Origin of the sequence: Mycobacterium sp. IS-1556 (assembly GCF_001499985.1) — a bacterium.
In the GTDB taxonomy this organism is placed as follows: Bacteria; Actinomycetota; Actinomycetes; order Mycobacteriales; family Mycobacteriaceae; genus Mycobacterium.
Genome location: NZ_LQIM01000013.1, coordinates 1 through 17440, shown reverse-complemented (window position 1 = coordinate 17440; position 17440 = coordinate 1). Strand labels below are relative to the sequence as shown.

The following is a 17440-nucleotide window of genomic DNA, read 5'->3' as shown; positions in this document are numbered from 1 at the left end:
ACTACACCGAAATCACGCGCGTAGGTAGTCGAGCTGCGCCTGGACGCTCCATTCCGCTACGTCCCAGAGCTTCTCGTCGACGTCGGTGTAGACGTGCTCTACGACCTGGCGGACGGTGGCGTCCTCGCCCAGCACGCGCAAGGCGGCGCGCACCTGCTCGAGCCGCTCCTGGCGATGGGCGAGATACCCGGCGCTGACCGCTTCCAGATCGTCGAGTTCGGGACCGTGGCCCGGCAGCACCGTGCGAGGGCCCAGCCCGCGCAGCCGCTGCAGCGAATCCAGATACTGGCTCAGGCTGCCGTCTTCCTTGTCGATGACCGTGGTGCCGCGCCCCAGCACGGTGTCCGCGGTCAGCACCGCACCCTTCCCGTCGCTGCGCTCGCCCCGGATGTCGTCGAGGACAAACGACACTGAGTCGGCCGTATGCCCCGGCGTGGCCATCACCGTGATGCGCAGGCCCGCGGCGTCGATGACCTCACCGTCCGTCAGCGGCCCGCCGAGGCCGCGCAGAAATCCGCTGCCGACAGCCCGCACGACCGCCCCGGTACGGTCGACGATCTTGTCGATGGCGCCGGTGTGGTCCTCGTGCCGGTGGCTGATCAGCACCAGCGGGATGCTGCCCAGCTCCGCGATACGCGCAATGTGCTCGTCGTCCTCGGGCCCGGGATCGACCACGACCATCTCGTCGCTGCCGGATCCGCGCAGCACCCAGGTGTTGGTGCCCTCCAACGTCATCAGGCCGGGGTTGTCGCACAGCAGCACCGACGCAGAGTCGGTCACCGGGCGCAGTAGCCCGTACGCCGGATGCTGCAGCGTCACGCCACCTCTGCCTGATCGTCGCTCACGCGACCTCGACAATCAGCTCGACCTCGACCGGCGCATCCCTCGGCAATTCGGACACCCCCACCGCCGAGCGCGCGTGCGCGCCGGCCTCCCCGAACACCTCACCGAACAATTCGGATGCGCCGTTGACGATGCCCGGCTGACCGTTGAACCCCGGCGCGGAGGCGACGAACCCGACCACCTTCACAACACGGGTGACCGCGTCGATGCCGACCAGCGCGTGAACCGCGGCCAGCGCGTTCAGCGCGCACACCCGGGCCAGGTCGCGAGCCTGCTCGGGGCTGACTGCGCCGCCGACCTTGCCCGTCTGCAGCAGCTCACCGTCCCGGATCGGCAGCTGACCGGCGGTGTAGACCAGGTTGCCGGTGCGGACCGCGGGTACATAAGCCGCCAGCGGCGCCACCACCGGAGGCAGCTCGATGCCGAGTTCGGTCAGCCGGGCCGCTGGCGTGCTCATTTCGGTCGTTTGAGGTAGGCGACGTGCTGTTCGCCCGTGGGACCCGGCAGCACCGACACCAGCTCCCAGCCGTCCTCTCCCCACTGGTCGAGAATCTGCTTGGTGGCGTGGGTCAGCAGCGGGACGGTGGCGTACTCCCAGCGGGTCGATTCGGTCATGTGGCCGAGCTTATCGGGCAGCGATCGGGAGTTGGCTAGCATGCACGGGTGGCTTCCACTACCAATGGCGGTAGATCCGTCGGCTGGCCGTCGCGGCTGAGCAAAGCCCGGTTGCACTTCGTCACCGGCAAGGGCGGCACCGGCAAGTCGACCATCGCCGCCTCGCTGGCGTTGGCTCTGGCCGCGGGCGGACGCAAGGTCCTGCTGGTGGAAGTCGAAGGGCGCCAAGGCATTGCGCAGCTGTTCGACGTGCCGCCGCTGCCGTATCAAGAGGTCAAGATCGCGACCGCCGAGGGCGGTGGTCAGGTCAACGCGCTGGCGATCGACACCGAGGCCGCGTTCCTCGAATACCTCGAAATGTTCTACAACCTCGGCCTGGCCGGCCGGGCCATGCGAAGGATCGGAGCCGTCGAGTTCGCGACCACGATCGCGCCGGGCCTGCGCGACGTGCTGCTGACCGGCAAGATCCGCGAGATCGTGACCCGCGCCGAGAAGGGCAAGCAGCCCGTCTACGACGCCGTCGTCGTCGACTCGCCGCCGACCGGTCGCATCGCACGGTTCCTCGACGTCACCAAGGCGGTGTCCGACCTCGCCAAGGGCGGCCCGGTGCACGGGCAGGCCGAGAGCGTGGTCAAGGTGCTGCACTCGGAGATGACCGCCATCCACCTCGTCACGCTGCTGGAGGCGCTGCCCATCCAGGAGACTCTGGAGGCCATCGACGAGCTGAAGGACCTCGGGTTGCCGATCGGCAGCGTCATCGTCAACCGCAACATCCCCGCCTACCTGCCCGCCGACGCGCTGGCCAAGGCCGCCGAGGGCGACATCGACGCCGACGCCGTTCGCGCCGGCCTGGGCGAAGCCGGAATCACGTTGTCCGACACCGACTTCGCTGGGCTGCTGACAGAGACGATCCAGCACGCCACCCGGATCATGGCCCGTGCCGAAAGCGCCGAGCAACTCGACGCGCTGGATGTCGCGCGGCTGCAGCTGCCGCAGATCACCGACGGTGTGGACCTCGGCAGCCTCTACGAACTCGCCGAAGAACTCGAACGCCAGGGGGTGCGATGATGAGTGCGACTCCACCGGCCCTCGACATGGGCTCGATTCTGCGGGACACGTCGAACCGCGTCGTGGTCTGTTGCGGTGCGGGCGGTGTGGGCAAGACCACCACCGCGGCGGCGATGGCGCTACGCGCGGCGGAGTATGGCAGAACCGTCGTCGTGCTGACCATCGACCCGGCGAAGCGACTCGCCCAGGCGCTGGGCATCAAGACCCTGGGCAACACCCCGCAGCGTGTTCCGCTCGCCCCGGAGGTGCCGGGTGAGCTGCACGCGATGATGCTCGACATGCGCCGCACGTTCGACGAGATGGTCATCCAGTACTCGGGACCGCAACGGGCGCAAGAGATTCTGGACAACCAGTTCTATCAGACGGTCGCCACCTCGTTGGCGGGCACTCAGGAGTACATGGCGATGGAGAAGCTCGGCCAGCTTCTCGGCGAGGACCGGTGGGACTTGGTCGTCGTCGACACCCCGCCGTCGCGCAATGCACTGGACTTCCTGGACGCGCCAAAGCGGTTGGGCGGCTTCATGGACAGCCGACTCTGGAAGCTGCTGCTGGGTCCCGGTCGGGGGATCGGTCGCTTGGTCACGGGCGCGATGGGGCTGGCGATGAAGGCGCTGTCGACTGTTCTCGGCTCGCAAATGCTTTCCGACGCAGCGGCTTTCGTGCAGTCACTCGACTCGACGTTCGGTGGCTTCCGCGAGAAGGCCGACCGCACCTACGATCTCCTCAAACGCCGCGGCACGCAGTTCGTGGTGGTGTCGGCGGCAGAACCGGATGCGCTTCGCGAAGCTTCGTTCTTCGTCGACCGACTCTCCGAAGAGCACATGCCGCTGTCCGGCCTGATCCTCAATCGCACCCACCCGATGCTGTCGGACCTGCACGCCGAGAAGGCCGAGGAGGCCGCCGAGACCATCGAGAAGACCGATCCCGACTCGTTGACCGCTGCGGTGCTCAGGATTCACGCCGACAGGGCGTCCACCGCCAAACGGGAGATCCGGTTGCTGTCCCGGTTCACCGGCGCCAATCCGCATGTGGCGATCGTCGGTGTGCCGTCATTGCCGTTCGACGTGTCGGACCTGGAGGCGTTGCGGGCCATCGCCGATCAGATCACCGGCGAGGCTGCTTCCGCCGCGTAGTTCAGACCGCGTTGCGGTGCTTGCGCTGGGCGGCGAAGAACTCGGCCCAGGAAACCACCTCGGGATGCTGCTTGAGCAACGCGCGGCGCTGACGCTCGGTCATCCCGCCCCACACCCCGAACTCGACGCGGTTGTCGAGCGCGTCGGCGCCGCACTCGAGGATCACCGGGCAGTGTCTGCAGATCACCGCGGCTTTGCGCTGCGCGGCGCCGCGCACGAACAGTTCGTCGGGATCGGTCTGGCGGCATCGGGCCTGCGATACCCAGGCAATGCGGGCTTCGGCTTCAGCGCCGTGGACAACACTGTGAGCCGAGGACGTCATCGCGGTCCTGCGTACCGCGGGCCTAGTAGCTGACACCAGCGTTCCCTCCGTTCCAACCGCCCCCCGGCCAACACCGGTACGGCGCAGTCCCAGGTGTAGAACGCCTGCTGCGATCTACGCCACATTGCGTGGGGTCAGTGTGACCTGCATCGCACTGTTCGACCAAATTAGATGGTCACAGCCGTTCTGCGCAATACTCACGGGCCACTTTTTTGGGACGACCGTGCCGTCAGACAGCAAAATTGACGTCCGCGGCGCTCGGCGCGGCTTCCGGAACTGGCAATCGACCGTCCGAAGCTGCCGTTTTGCGACGTCGTTACGCTGTAGGTCATGCCGGAGAGCCAGCCGAGTCGACCGCCGACGACGGTTACGGTCATCAAGCTCGCCTGGTGCGTTCTGTTGGCCAGCGTGATCACCGCAGCCTTGATGTTTCCGCTCGTCGGCGGCTTCGGGCTGGTCTCGAACCGGGCCTCTGACGTCGTCGCGAACGGTTCGGCGCAGTTGGTGGAGGGCGAGGTACCGCAGGTCTCGACGATGGTCGACGCCAAGGGCAACGTCATCGCCTGGCTGTACTCGCAGCGGCGGTTCGAGGTGCCCAGCGAGCAAATCGCCAACACGATGAAATTGGCGATCGTTTCGATCGAAGACAAACGGTTTGCCGAGCACAACGGCGTCGACTGGCAAGGCACGCTGACCGGTCTTTCGGGATATCTGTCGGGAAATTTGGACACCCGCGGTGGTTCCACCATCGAGCAGCAGTACGTCAAGAACTACCAACTGCTGGTGCTCGCCCAGACCGAGGCGGAGAAGCGGGCGGCCGTCGAGACCACGCCGGCGCGCAAGTTGCGTGAGATCCGGATGGCGCTGACGCTGGACAAGACGTTCACCAAGTCGGAGATCCTGACCCGCTACCTGAACCTGGTGTCGTTCGGCAACGGCGCCTTCGGGGTGCAGGACGCCGCGCAGACGTACTTCGGCATCAACGCCTCCGATTTGAACTGGCAGCAGGCGGCGCTGCTGGCCGGCATGGTGCAGTCCACCAGCACGCTCAACCCGTACACCAATCCCGAGGGTGCACTGGCGCGTCGAAACCTCGTGCTGGACACCATGATCGAGAACATTCCCGAGGAGGCCGCGGCGCTTCGGGCGGCCAAAGAGCAGCCGCTGGGGGTGCTGCCGCAGCCCAAGGAGCTGCCGCGCGGCTGCATCGCCGCCGGCGACCGGGCGTTCTTCTGCGACTACGCGCTCGAGTACCTGGCGCGCGCGGGGATCAGCAAGGAGCAGGTCGCCAGGGGCGGGTACCTGATCAAGACGACGCTCGACCCGGACGTGCAGGCCCCGGTGAAGTCCGCGGTCAACCAGTACGCCAGCCCGGACCTCGACGGTGTGGCGAGCGTGATGAGCGTGATCAAACCCGGCAAGGAGTCACACCCGGTCCTGGCCATGGCCAGCAGCCGCACTTACGGGCTCAACCTCGATGCCGGCGAGACCATGCAGCCTCAGCCGTTCTCCCTCGTCGGCGACGGCGCCGGATCGACGTTCAAGATCTTCACGGTGGCCGCGGCCATGGAGATGGGCATGGGCATCAACGCCCAGCTCGACGTGCCCGCCCAGTTCCAGGCCAAGGGCCTCGGCAGCAGCGACACCCCGGGCTGCCCGCCCGCCACGTGGTGCGTGAAGAACGCGGGCAACTACCGCGGCACGATGAACATCACCGACGCGCTGGCCACCTCCCCGAACACCGCCTTCGCCAAACTGATCTCGCAAGTCGGTGTGCAGCGCAGCGTCGACATGGCGGTCCGGCTGGGGCTGCGGTCCTATGCGCTGCCGGGCACCGCGCGCGACTACGACCCCGGCAGCAACGAGAGCCTGGCCGACTTCATCAAGCGGCAGAACCTCGGCTCGTTCGTGCTGGGGCCGATCGAGGTCAACGCACTCGAGTTCTCGAACGTCGCGGCGACGCTGGCCTCCGGCGGCATGTGGTGCCCACCGAACCCGATCGCGCAGGTCATCGACCGCCACGGTGAGGAAGTCTCGGTCACCACCGAGACCTGTGAGCAGGTGGTGCCCGAGGGCCTGGCCAACACGCTGGCCAACGCGCTGAGCAAGGACCACGAGGGCGCCGGCACCGCCGCGGCGGCGGCCGGTTCGGTCGGTTGGAACCTGCCGATGTCCGGCAAGACCGGCACCACCGAGGCCCACCGCTCGTCGGCGTTCCTCGGGTTCACCAACACGCTCGCCGCCGGGAACTACATCTACGACGACTCCACCTCGCCCGGTGAACTGTGTTCGTTCCCGCTGCGCAAGTGCGGCTACGGCAACCTGTACGGCGGCAACGAGCCGGCCAGGACATGGTTCAGCGCGATGAAGCCGATCGCCAACAACTTCGGTGAGGTCCGGCTGCCGCCGACGGATCCGCGCTACGTGGAGGGCGGTCCCGGGTCACGGGTGCCCAGCGTCTCGGGCCTGACGGAGGCCACGGCCCGGCAACGGCTGCGTGACGCCGGCTTCCAGGTGTCTGATCAGGCCGCGTCGGTGAACAGTTCGGCGCCACGAGGGTCGGTCGTCGGCACGGCGCCGAACGGGCAGACCGTGCCCGGTTCGATCATCACGATCCAGGTCTCCAATGGCATTCCGCCCGCACCGCCGCCTCCGCCCGCGGGGATACCCGGGATTCCGGGGCTTCCGGCGCCGGTGGGTGAAACGGTGGTGGAGATCCCCGGCCTGCCGCCGATCACCGTGCCGGTGCTCGGCCCGCCACCACCGGCGCCGCCCCCACCGTGACCGGCTGGGCTTGCGCGCGCCGGACGGGTGAAGGCGGTCACCGCGCGCGACTGGCAGTAGGCTCTGCAGCATGTCCGCCCGTTCGACGATCCTGAAGAACTCCGCCGCGGCGTCAGCCGGTGCGTTGGTGGCCGGCATCGGCTATGCCTCGCTGATCGAGCGCAACGCCTTCGCCGTGCGGGAATTGACGATGCCGGTGCTCTCGCCGGGGTCGTCGCCGTTGAAGGTGCTGCACATCAGCGACATCCACATGCGTCCCGGACAGCGACGCAAACAGGCCTGGCTGCGCGACCTGGCGACTCTGGAACCCGACCTGGTGGTCAACACCGGTGACAACCTGGCGCACGCCAAGGCTGTGCCGGCGGTCGTGCAGTCGCTGTCGGAGCTGCTGTCGGTCCCGGGCGTTTTCGTGTTCGGCAGCAATGACTATTTCGGACCCCGGCCGAAGAACCCGCTCAACTACATCACCCGGCCCGGTCACCGCATCCACGGTGAACCGCTGCCCTGGCAGGACCTGCGGGCGGCGTTCACCGAGCGCGGCTGGCTCGACGTGACGCACACCCGCCGTGAGCTGGACGTGCAGGGCCTGCACATCGCTGCGGCCGGCGTCGACGACCCGCATCTGTCGCGGGACCGCTACGAGACCATCGCCGGGCCGGCCAGCCCCGCCGCCAACCTCACGTTGGGACTGACCCACTCGCCCGAGCCGCGAGTCCTCGACCGGTTCGCGGCCGACGGGTACCAGTTGGTGATGGCCGGCCACACGCACGGCGGGCAGTTGTGCCTGCCGTTCTACGGCGCCCTGGTGACCAACTGCGGCTTGGACCGTTCGCGGGTCAAGGGCCCGTCACGGTGGGGCGTGCGCACGCAACTGCACGTCTCGGCGGGCATCGGCACCTCGCCGTACGCTCCGCTGCGGTTCTGCTGCCGGCCCGAGGCCACGCTGCTGACCCTCGTCGCGGCGCCGATCGGCGGTCGCGACGCAGACACTCGGGCGGGCATATCCCATCCGAGCGTCTCCGTGCGGTGACCGACAAGTCCTCAACAGCCAGTCGCAGCGGTCCACGCACGTGGGTACACGATGCGGTCCGGTTGATCGAGGCCGACGCGCGCCGTAGCGCCGACACTCATCTGCTGCGGTATCCGCTGCCGACGGCCTGGTCCGACCGCTGCGACCTGCAGTTGTATCTCAAGGATGAGACGACCCACATCACCGGCAGCCTCAAGCACCGGCTGGCGCGCTCACTGTTTCTGTACGCGCTGTGCAACGGCTGGATCGACGAGAACACCACGATCATCGAAGCCTCTTCGGGCTCGACAGCGGTGTCGGAGGCGTACTTCGCGGCGCTGCTCGGCTTGCCGTTCATCGCCGTGATGCCGTCCTCGACGAGCGCCAGCAAGATCGCTCTGATCGAATCACAGGGTGGGCGTTGCCATTTCGTGGCGGAGTCCAGTCAGGTTTACGCCGAGGCGGAACGACTCGCCGAAGAGACCGGCGGGCACTACATCGATCAGTTCACCAACGCCGAGCGGGCCACCGACTGGCGTGGCAACAACAACATCGCCGAGTCGATTTTCGAGCAGATGCGCGACGAGGCGCATCCGGTGCCCGACTGGATCGTGGTGGGTGCCGGCACCGGCGGCACCAGCGCGACCATCGGCCGTTACATCCGCTATCGACGCCACGCGACCCGGCTGTGCGTGGTCGATCCGGAGAACTCGGCGTTCTTTCCCGCCTACGCGCAGGGCCGCGCTGATGTGGTGACCGGGATGTCGTCGCGGATCGAGGGTATCGGCCGACCGCGGGTGGAGCCGTCGTTCCTGCCCGGCGTGGTCGACCGCATGGTGGTCGTGCCGGATGCCGCCTCGGTGGCTGCCGCGCGGCACGCCAGCAGGGTTTTGGGCCGGCGGGTGGGCCCGTCGACCGGAACCAACCTATGGGGGTCGTTCGGGCTCTTGGCGGAGATGATGACCGCAGGGCGCAGTGGTTCGGTGGTGACGCTGCTGGCCGACAGCGGCGACCGCTACGCGGACACCTACTTCTGCGACGAGTGGCTGACCAACCACGGGTTGGACGACTCGGAGTTCGCGTCGGTGTTGGACGAGTTCGAACGCTCGGGACGCTGGTCCTGATCGTCGGCCGCGCCACTCAGCGGGCCGTCGGAGGTGAGGAACAGCCACACCGCGGCGAGCACGAAGAAACCCAGATAGATGGATGCGCCAAGACCAGTCATCTCGTCCTCGCTTCGTCGGTTCCTGCCGTCAGTGTGCATAACGCCACCGACAACCCCGTTGCTTCCCTCGGCGTGTCGTGATGTACGCCTCTGCGCGGACGCCAAGCCGGCCCATGCCCTACTACGTTTCCGGTATGGACCGCCTCCGGGATGAGCTGCGCCGCCCCGCGGTGTGGCTGATTCCGGTGGTGGTGGCCGCGGCTCAGCTCGCAGGCACTGCCGGACCGCGTCACCGCCGGGGACCCGACCTGCACTGGGTGCCGCTCAACTGGTTCGGCTATCTGCTGCTGATCGCCGGCCCGGTGGCGCTGCTGTTGCGCACCGTCTACCCGTACGCCGTGCTGCTGACGGTGATCGCGATCACCATGGTCTACCTGGCAGCGGGGTTCCGGGTCGGACCGGTCTTCGCATCGCTGATCGTGGCGTTTCTGACCGCGGCCGTCACGGGCCCACGCTGGCGTAGCTATCCCCTGCCCCTGCTGGGCTGGGCAGCTGTGGTCTGGCTGATCCCAATGCTCCGGGGCGAGGAGCCACCACCCACCGTCGCGATCGGCGCGATCGCGGCGTGGCTGATCGTGCTCGTCGCAGTCGCCGAGGGCATCCGGCAGCGACGCGCGGTGATCGACGCGCGTCGGCAGCGCAAGGCCGCGATGGCGCGGGAGGCGCAGTCCGAGCAGGAGCGCCAGGCCACCCAGGCGCGGCTGTCCATCGCGCGAGAGCTGCACGACGTACTGGCGCACAGCCTGTCGATGATCAACGTGCAGTCGTCGGTCGCGCTGGAATTGCTCGACCAGCATCCGGAGCGGGCCGGGCCTGCGCTTGCCGCCATCAAAGACGCGAGCAGGCAAGCGATTTCGGATGTGCACTCGTTGGTTGACGCGCTGCGCACCGAGCAGGGCCAACCGACGGCGCCGACACCCGGCATCGCCGATCTGGATGGACTGGTCGGCGCAGCCCGCGCGACGGGGCTGACGGTGACCACGGCCGTGCGGGGCGAACCCCGTCCGGTGCCCGCGGTGATCGACGTCGCCGCGGCCCGCATCGTGCAGGAGTCATTGACGAACGTGGTACGGCATTCGACTGCCGAACATGCCGCCGTCACAGTCACTTACGGGCCCGACACGTTGGCCGTCGTGGTCGACAACGACGGACGCCCTCTGAACTCCGGGCCACCGTCGGGAGGAAGTGGCATCGTCGGCATGCGAGAGAGGGCACGTGCGCTCGGCGGCGACCTGTCGGTGCACCGGCATCCCGGCGGCGGATTCAGCGTACTTGCCTCGCTTCCGCTGGCATCCGAAAGTGCCGACGCGACATGACGATTCGGGTGGTCATCGCTGACGACCAGGCGCTGGTGCGGGCGGGCTTCGCGGCACTGCTCGACGCACAGGACGGCATCGAGGTGGTCGCGGAGGCCGACACCGGAGCCGCTGCGCTGGCGTCCGCACGCGAATTCCGACCCGACGTGGTCTTGATGGACATCCGGATGCCGGAGATGGACGGGTTGGCGGCAACGCGCGAGATCGTGGCCGACCCGGCGCTGAGCGGGGTGCGGGTGGTGGTGCTGACGACGTTCGAACTCGACGAGTACGTGTTCGAGGCGATGCGCGCCGGGGCGAGCGGCTTTCTGGTCAAGCACACCGAGCCGATTGAACTGGTACGGGCGGTGCGGGTGGTCGCCGAGGGCGACGCGCTGCTGTCGCCGTCGGTGACGCGTCGGCTGGTGGCGGAGTTCGCCGCCAGGACCAAGGCGCCCGCCGGGTCGCCGGCCGTACTGGCCGACTTGACGACGCGGGAGCGCGAGGTGATGGCACTGGTTGCCGAGGGCCTGACCAACGCCGAGATCGGCGGGCGGTTGTTCATGAGCCCGGCCACGGCGCGGACCCACGTGAGCCGGATCCTGACCAAGCTGGGCGCCCGCGACCGCACCCAGCTGGTGGTGATCGCCTACGAGACCGGCCTGGTACGGCCGGGATGGCAGGGCTGACCCATCGCCCTACGTTCGCGGACGTAGCGCAGTTGCCGACCGTAGGCCGATGCGGCGCCCGCACCGTCAGCGGCAGGCTCGATCCCATGAACATCAACGAAATCGCCCCCACCGCAACCACATTTCTCGCCGAGCATGGCGGCCGGTTCGCCGATCATGACTGGAACCCGTGGTTCCTGCTCATTCCGCTGACGTTCTGGACGCTTGTCATCATCGGCATCGTCTACGTCGCGCGCCGTTTCCGCGGCAGCCATGGCATTCGCACGCTGCGTGACTCCTACGCCAAGGGCGAGGTCACCGAGGCCGAGTACCGCGAGCGTCTGGCAGTGCTGAGGGAAACCCGCCGCTAGCCCCCGTTCGCTAGCGTGACGCCTCAGCCGGGCTCGCGATTTCTACACCAGGGTCGTCCTTCGGGAACGAATCACAGCCCTGGTGTAGAAGTCGCGGTCGTCGACGGAGACCGCGGTAAGCGTTTGGCCTCGCACCCCGCCGGTGCGATACGCTGTCGTGGCTTCACGCGGGGTGTGGCGCAGCTTGGTAGCGCGCTTCGTTCGGGACGAAGAGGTCGTGGGTTCAAATCCCGCCACCCCGACAAGTAGAGGGCATCGGCTCGGTGAATTCGCTGAGCGAGCAAGTCGAGTGACTCACGCCGGCGGTTCGGCGCCGAAATGTGTTTGACCGGCGGGAACGCCGGGTATTGAGCAGGGCGTGACGAAACCGTCGACGCGAGTCGAGCCTGCTCTGCCGAAGGCCGTCGGGCCGCTGTCCGCCGCAATCATCGACCTCCTCCAGCGAGGCCGGCCGGCACTGCACGCGCGTCCGATCGATGTTCCGATGTGCGAGGCGGACCCGTACGGGTTGGACCTTCAGCTCGCCCTCTACATCTGCTACGAGCTGCACTACCGCGGTTTCGCCGGGGTGAGCCCGCGGTGGGAGTGGAATCCCGCGCTGCTGCACCTGCGCGGCAGGTTCGAGGAGTCGTTCCTCAGCGCGGTGCGCCAGGACGTCGGCGAGATCGCCGAGGGCGAGACCGCGGAAGCCGAGATGGACAAGCTGTCGATCGAACCGGTCGACGGCGAGGGTCCGTCGTATCACCTGCGCGACAAGGGCACCTGGGAGCAGATGCTCGAGTACTTCGTGCACCGCTCGGTGTACCACCTCAAAGAGGGCGACCCGCACGCCTGGACCATCCCGCGTCTGGCCGGCCACGCGAAGGCCGCCTTCGTCGCGGTCGAGTTCGACGAGTTCGGCGGCGGCCGCGGTGAACACGTGCACCAACACCTGTACGCCGAGCTGATGAATGCGGCCGGCCTGGACTCGTCGTATCTGGGCTACCTCGATCACGTGCCCGCCGACGCGTTGGCGTCGGTGAACCTGATGTCGCTGTTCGGGTTGCATCGGGAGTTGCGCGGCGCTTCGATCGGACACTTCGCGTCCACGGAGATCACTTCGTCGCCCGGCTCACGGCGGCTGGTGGAGGCATTGCGCCGGATGGGCGCCCCCGACGCCTGCGTGGCGTTCTACCAGGAGCATGTGGTGGCCGACGCCGTCCACGAGCAGGTGGTGCGCACCGATGTCGTCGGCGACCTCGTCGCCAGGGAACCGCATCTGGACCGCGACGTCGTGTTCGGCATCCGGGCGCGCGATGTGGTCGAGGAGCGGCTGGCCAAGCATCTGATGGACAGCTGGACCGACAACCGCTCGTCGCTACGCCGACCGCTTGGCTGACGCCTTGGCCGGCGCGCGGCCCGGCCGACACCGGTGACTGGTGTCGCACAACGGATAATCCTTGCTGCGCCGGCAGGTACAGACGGCCACCATGAACCGGTCCGATTCCACCACCTGCCCGTCGGGCATCTCGATGCGAACCGGTCCCTGCACCATCAGCGGGCCGTTCGGCACCACCCGCACGATCCGGGGTTCGGCGTCACTCACGGCTTGTCCGCCCGGATCACCAACAGTTCCTCTTCGCGACGGCCGGGTTCGAGGCGGCCCGTTCCCTCGAGCCACTCGGCCCGCGAGATCAGCACCGGGCCGAACGGTATCCATTGCCGCGCAACGATTTCGGCGTCGAGTCCGACGCTGGCTAGTGCACCGAGCGTCCGGCGCGGATCGGCGAACTCCGACTGCACCAACAACAGGCTGCCGCCGTGGTCGAGGATTTCCGGAACCGCCGCACACAGCGGGTCGAGCACCAGTCGACCGTCGCACCCGGCGTCCCAGGCGCGTGCGGGTCCGACGTGGGCCGGAAGCGGATTGCACGCGGCGGCCGGATCGTGCGGCACGTACGGCGGATTGCAGACGACCAGATCGAAGGGACCGAATTCGGCTGCCCGCGCCCATGATCCGAGATGCACGTCGACGTTGACTCCGGCCCCTAGAGCGTTGGCCCTCGCACATCGCACTGCGCGCGGACAGATGTCGAGAGCGGTGACCGATGCGGCACCCTGCTCGGCGGCACCGACGGCGACGACGCCGCTTCCCGTGCACAGATCGACGACGTGCCGGCCGCGTGCCAGCGCGGTGCCGTCCATGACCTCGATGAGCAGTCGCGAATCTTCCTGCGGGGCGTAGACGCCCTCGTCCGCAACTAAGGGGTCGCGGACGTCGGTGTATGCGGTTGTCACATCGGCCTTTCGACAGGGTCAGCTGCTGCTGCGATCCAGCACTGCCGGTGTTAATGCCCGGTCCCCCGCTGGTTGAAACGTCGGCCACCGTTTTGCCGGGCCACCGTGCGGGCATCCGACCACCGTGCAAGCCTCCGATATCGCCGCGTTGCCCGTCCGCTTCGGCGCCGCCCTTCGTCACCGTCGGCTTTTTCACCCGTCGGGTGTGATGGCCGAGGGCATCCTCGAACGTGTCGCCCCGGAGGGTGAGGGGCTACCGATGAACTCCTGTGACGTCATCGCGCGGGTGTCCAAGGGGGTTGGCCTGCCCGGCGCGACCCCCGACATCGCCGGGCTGGCGTGGCGGATACCGCCACCACCAGACCTCCGCTCCTGCAGCCCGTGGGACGTTCTGCTCGCGTCGACGCTCGCCGGGACTCGCATCGGGCTCGCACCGGCGGTTTCGTGGTCCGGCGCGACGTTCTCCAGCCTGATGCCGCTGCGCTACCACGACGGCCTGTGGTGGGTGCGGGCCCGCTTGGCAACTCGCATCGATGCACCGGGGCTGTCGTTGAGTGCCGTCGAGAAACAGATCACGTCAACCGGAATCACGTTCACGGTCGACCAGGCGTCGGGCACCGGAGGCTTTCGGCCGTTGGCCCGGCTCACGCTTCGCCACGTCGACCCCAGCTGCGACGACATCGCGTTCGACCCAGCCCTGCACAGCGACCCCGAGGTGGAACTGGCGCCGCGCTGGCTCGGCGACTTCCGACGCGCGGCCTACAAGCGCAGCAGGCAGGGCCGAGACGCCGAATGATCAGGCCGTCGGCTCCCCGCCGGACTCCGCGACGTCGGGCGCCTTCTCCCGGGTAGCCATGCCACCCTCGCCGCCCTCGTCTTTCGGTCCGGTGCGTTGCGCCTTGCGCTTGTCCCGCTCGTCGGCGTCGTCGTCGTCGTAGATGCCTTTTCCTGTCGGCATATCGGTCCTTTCGTCCTTCGATGAGCTACCCGCCGGCTCCGCGTTTCAACCTCGATCCCCGGGGTATGTGCAGCGCACTGCGACCCGGAAGGCCATGCACATGGATGCCCTGACATTTCTTCGTGACGACCACAAGAGCGTGCTGGGCATGCTCGAGGTCCTCGACGGTGCGCCGTCGGGAACCGGCGCCGAGATGAGCGGTCTGCGCACCATGGTGACCAACTTGGTCATCGCCGAGTCTCAGCACGAGGCGATCGAGGAACAGTTCTTCTGGCCCGCGGTGCGTGATGCGATCGGCGACGGGCTCGTCGACGAAGCCATCGCCCAGGAGCAGGCCGGCAAGCACTTGCTTCAGACCCTCGAGGACAAAGAGCCCGGTGACCCCGAATACCACGATGCACTCGCGGAATTCGTCAAGGTCGGCCGTGAGCACATCCTCTACGAACAGGACGTCGTATGGCCGGCGTTCGAGGCGGCGGTCAGTCGCGAGGAGCGCGAAAAGATCGGTGAGAAGCTGGAGGCGGCCAAGAAGATCGCCCCGACCCGACCGCATCCCGACACCCCGGGTAGCTCAGTGGTGCAGAAGACGATGGGGTTGGGGGCCGCGGTGATGGACCACGTGCGCGATGCGGCCAGTGGCCGCGAAGCCGACAATCCGCCGGATCCGCAGCAGCACTGACCGCATCGGCGGCGAATCAGCTTGTCGCTGTGTGCTGTTCGTGGGTGAACGGCTTTTCACTCTGCACCGCGGGCTGGCCCTCCGGACACCGCTCGGCGCCCTTGTTCTCCCGCTTCTTGGTGCCCAGCCACTGTTGGTTGGGCTTCTCGACGTACTCCCACTCCATGCCCTCGGGCCACGGTCCCTGGCCCTCATTCCACGGGCCCCGCACCGAGCCCTGCCCGTTGGACATGTTGAAGGCCACGTTCTGGAACCGATCGTCGCCGGGCAGTTGGCCGGGCGGGAAGTTCACCGGTAGCTCGTTGAGCGCGGCGGTGAACTGCTGGAAGTGCGCCACCTCCCTGGTCATCAGGAACGTCAGGGTGTCCTGCACACCGGGGTCGTCGGTGAACTGCTTGAGGTACTCGTAAACGATCTTGGCGCGCGACTCCGCGGCCAGGTTGCTGCGCAGGTCGACGGTCGGATCGCCGTTGGCGTTGACGAACGTGCCCTGCCACGGCACCCCGGCGGAATCCTTGACGTCCGGCCCGCCGCCGCTCAGCGCGAAGTACAGCGGGTTGACCGCGACGCTGTGAATGATGTCGTCGCGCCCGTCCTTGCTGGCGATCGCGGGCATCCAGTCGCACCGTTCGTTGGCCATTTTCAGATCATCGTTGAGGCCGTCGAGCAGCATGGTGATCATCGAACCGACCATCTCGAGGTGGCTGAACTCCTCGGTGGCGATGTCCATGAACAGGTCGTACATCTTCGGGTTCTTCTGGCGCAGCACGAACGCCTGAGTGAAGTACTGCATGGCGGCCTTCAGCTCGCCGTTGGCGCCGCCGAACTGCTCCTGCAGCAGGCTGGCGAACCGGGGGTCCGGCCGCTCGACGCGAACCTCGAACTGAAGATCTTTGTTGTGAATGAACATTGAGCCTCCCGGGCTGTGTGGTTGGCAGGTCGGCGCGGGATACCCGGGGGTGCGTCCGCCAAACGGGATTTGCAGCGTTTCATCGGCGGAAGTCAGCGCTCGATTTTGCAGCTTTGGCCGTTCGCCCCGCGGCATCACAACCGCTGGCGCAAGATTCAGCCGCTACGCGGATCGACCAGCGGTCTAGCCCGAAGCGGTGCGCAACTTGTCGAGCAGCGGCGCGGCCGCCTCCTTGAGGAACTGTTCCTGGCCCTCGTCGCCGATCTGAACGAGCGCGATGTCGGTGAAGCCGGCTTCCCAGTACTTGCTGATCGCTTCGACGATCGCGTCGAGGTCGGGTCCGCACGGGATGGACTCGGCGACATCCTCGGGCCGCACGAATTGGGTGGCCCCGTCGAAACCGGCGGTCGTCGGGAGGTCGGAGTTGACGGTCCATCCGCCGCCGAACCACCGGAACTGGTCATGAGCCCGTCGCACAGCGGCTTCTTTGTCCGTATCCCAGCAGATCGGTATCTGCCCGACGACGCGTGCGTCGCCCGGCAGTCCGGTCGCGCGCCTTGCCTCGTGCCAGGCGTCGACGAGATCCTTGTTCGGCTCAGTGGCAATCAGGTGATCCGACAGCGGCGCGAACGTCTCGACCGATCGCTCACCCGAAACCGCGGTGGCGATGGCAACCGGCGTCTGCGGGAGGTCCCACAATCGGGCGGAGTCCACCTCGAAATACTCGCCCTTCCAGTCGACGAGCTCGCCGGTGAACAACTCCCGGATGATCTGGATCGCTTCGCGCAGCATGTCCTGGCGCCGGGCCACCGTGGGCCAGCGCTTCCCGACGACGTGTTCGTTGAGGTTCTCGCCGCTGCCCAGTCCCAGGGTGAAGCGGCCGTCGGCGAGGATCTGCAAGGTGGCCGCCTTCTGGGCGACGACTGCGGGGTGGTAGCGCATCGTCGGGCAGGTGACGTAGGTGAACAGCTCGACCCGCTCGGTCGCGTGCGCGACGGCCCCCAGCACCGACCAGGCGTACGGTGCGTGCCCCTGCGACGACAACCACGGGAAGTAATGGTCGGAGGACACTTCGAAGTCGAACCCCACGCGTTCCGCCGAAACCGCATAATGGACAAGCTCTTTTGGCCCGCTCTGCTCTGTCATCAAGGTGTAGCCGAACCGCGTCATGGGTCGGGAGTACCCGAGCCCCAACCGCGGAAAACGGCTGGTGCCCCGGCTACAGTCTGGCCTTCACCGCCGCCGAGAGCCGCGCGCCGTCGGCCTTACCGGCCGCGATCGCC

The 17440-nt window shown here is 67.6% G+C and carries 20 protein-coding genes and 1 tRNA gene; 12 read left to right on the top strand and 9 right to left on the bottom strand.

Annotation, left to right across the window (positions count from 1 at the left end; all coding sequences use genetic code 11):
* Positions 1–12: 12 nt before the first annotated feature.
* Genes AU187_RS12280 through sp36 form a run of 3 tightly spaced genes read right to left on the bottom strand, consistent with a single transcriptional unit; the run spans position 13 to position 1458 of the window.
* The gene (locus AU187_RS12280; protein ID WP_059101726.1) at positions 13–819 is read right to left on the bottom strand and encodes an MBL fold metallo-hydrolase; all 807 of its coding nucleotides are present in this window, start codon (positions 817–819) and stop codon (positions 13–15) included.
* Between the two features lie 22 nt (positions 820–841).
* Positions 842–1300, bottom strand: a complete 459-nt coding sequence (locus AU187_RS12275) for a RidA family protein (protein ID WP_059101727.1) — start codon at positions 1298–1300, stop codon at positions 842–844.
* Positions 1297–1458, bottom strand: a complete 162-nt coding sequence (gene sp36 / locus AU187_RS25430) for a Sp36 family protein (protein WP_094288127.1) — start codon at positions 1456–1458, stop codon at positions 1297–1299. Before sp36 ends, AU187_RS12275 begins: the two co-directional genes overlap by 4 nt.
* Positions 1459–1506: 48 nt before the next feature.
* On the opposite strand from sp36, the gene bagA reads away from it, so the two are divergent.
* Positions 1507–2526 (top strand): ATPase BagA, encoded by a 1020-nt coding sequence (gene bagA / locus AU187_RS12270; RefSeq protein WP_059101729.1) that lies wholly within the window; start codon positions 1507–1509, stop codon positions 2524–2526.
* Positions 2526–3659: an ATPase BagB gene (bagB, locus tag AU187_RS12265; protein ID WP_059101730.1), complete on the top strand. Its 1134-nt coding sequence runs from the start codon at positions 2526–2528 to the stop codon at positions 3657–3659. Before bagA ends, bagB begins: the two co-directional genes overlap by 1 nt.
* 1 nt (position 3660) lies before the next feature.
* On the opposite strand, the gene AU187_RS12260 is transcribed toward bagB, so the two are convergent.
* Positions 3661–4017 (bottom strand): WhiB family transcriptional regulator, encoded by a 357-nt coding sequence (locus AU187_RS12260; protein WP_059101731.1) that lies wholly within the window; start codon positions 4015–4017, stop codon positions 3661–3663.
* 294 nt (positions 4018–4311) lie between these two features.
* On the opposite strand from AU187_RS12260, the gene ponA2 reads away from it, so the two are divergent.
* From ponA2 to AU187_RS12220, 8 genes are all read left to right on the top strand, one after another.
* Entirely contained in the window at positions 4312–6765 is a 2454-nt protein-coding gene (ponA2, locus tag AU187_RS12255; RefSeq protein ID WP_059101732.1) for a transglycosylase/D,D-transpeptidase PonA2, read from the top strand.
* 70 nt (positions 6766–6835) lie between these two features.
* Positions 6836–7795, top strand: a complete 960-nt coding sequence (locus AU187_RS12250; protein WP_059101733.1) for a metallophosphoesterase — start codon at positions 6836–6838, stop codon at positions 7793–7795.
* Entirely contained in the window at positions 7792–8898 is a 1107-nt protein-coding gene (cds1, locus tag AU187_RS12245) for an L-cysteine desulfhydrase Cds1 (RefSeq protein WP_059101734.1), read from the top strand. The genes AU187_RS12250 and cds1 overlap by 4 nt, the downstream gene beginning before the upstream one ends.
* Positions 8899–9133: 235 nt before the next feature.
* Positions 9134–10315 carry a sensor histidine kinase gene (locus tag AU187_RS12240; protein WP_059101735.1) on the top strand — a complete coding sequence of 394 codons (1182 nt, stop codon included), beginning with the start codon at positions 9134–9136 and terminating at the stop codon, positions 10313–10315.
* Positions 10312–10983 (top strand): response regulator transcription factor, encoded by a 672-nt coding sequence (locus AU187_RS12235; protein WP_059101736.1) that lies wholly within the window; start codon positions 10312–10314, stop codon positions 10981–10983. Before AU187_RS12240 ends, AU187_RS12235 begins: the two co-directional genes overlap by 4 nt.
* Complete coding sequence (locus AU187_RS25935) at positions 10971–11333, top strand: SHOCT domain-containing protein (RefSeq protein ID WP_156425652.1); 363 nt, start codon at positions 10971–10973, stop codon at positions 11331–11333. The genes AU187_RS12235 and AU187_RS25935 overlap by 13 nt, the downstream gene beginning before the upstream one ends.
* 168 nt (positions 11334–11501) lie before the next feature.
* A tRNA-Pro gene (locus tag AU187_RS12225) sits at positions 11502–11575 on the top strand.
* A 116-nt stretch (positions 11576–11691) separates the two neighbouring features.
* On the top strand, positions 11692–12711 hold the full coding sequence (locus tag AU187_RS12220) for an iron-containing redox enzyme family protein (protein ID WP_059101738.1): 1020 nt from the start codon (positions 11692–11694) through the stop codon (positions 12709–12711).
* Here AU187_RS12220 and AU187_RS12215 read toward each other — a convergent pair.
* Positions 12691–12918 (bottom strand): CDGSH iron-sulfur domain-containing protein, encoded by a 228-nt coding sequence (locus AU187_RS12215; protein WP_172800237.1) that lies wholly within the window; start codon positions 12916–12918, stop codon positions 12691–12693. The two genes, AU187_RS12220 and AU187_RS12215, sit on opposite strands and share 21 nt — an antisense overlap.
* Positions 12915–13610 carry a HemK2/MTQ2 family protein methyltransferase gene (locus AU187_RS12210; protein ID WP_059101739.1) on the bottom strand — a complete coding sequence of 232 codons (696 nt, stop codon included), beginning with the start codon at positions 13608–13610 and terminating at the stop codon, positions 12915–12917. Before AU187_RS12210 ends, AU187_RS12215 begins: the two co-directional genes overlap by 4 nt.
* A gap of 124 nt (positions 13611–13734) precedes the next feature.
* Between AU187_RS12210 and AU187_RS12205 the strand changes: the two genes are divergently transcribed.
* A complete protein-coding gene (locus AU187_RS12205; protein ID WP_059101740.1) occupies positions 13735–14406 on the top strand; it encodes a hypothetical protein in 672 nt (223 codons plus the stop codon).
* On the opposite strand, the gene AU187_RS25650 is transcribed toward AU187_RS12205, so the two are convergent.
* A complete protein-coding gene (locus tag AU187_RS25650) occupies positions 14407–14568 on the bottom strand; it encodes a hypothetical protein (RefSeq protein WP_172800236.1) in 162 nt (53 codons plus the stop codon).
* Between the two features lie 100 nt (positions 14569–14668).
* Between AU187_RS25650 and AU187_RS12200 the strand changes: the two genes are divergently transcribed.
* The gene (locus tag AU187_RS12200) at positions 14669–15247 is read left to right on the top strand and encodes a hemerythrin domain-containing protein (RefSeq protein WP_059101852.1); all 579 of its coding nucleotides are present in this window, start codon (positions 14669–14671) and stop codon (positions 15245–15247) included.
* Between the two features lie 16 nt (positions 15248–15263).
* Here AU187_RS12200 and AU187_RS12195 read toward each other — a convergent pair whose 3' ends face one another.
* Together AU187_RS12195 and AU187_RS12190 are read right to left on the bottom strand one after the other, a co-directional pair.
* A complete protein-coding gene (locus tag AU187_RS12195) occupies positions 15264–16157 on the bottom strand; it encodes a manganese catalase family protein (protein WP_059101741.1) in 894 nt (297 codons plus the stop codon).
* Between the two features lie 183 nt (positions 16158–16340).
* Positions 16341–17327, bottom strand: a complete 987-nt coding sequence (locus tag AU187_RS12190; protein WP_059166785.1) for an LLM class F420-dependent oxidoreductase — start codon at positions 17325–17327, stop codon at positions 16341–16343.
* Positions 17328–17440: the final 113 nt, after the last annotated feature.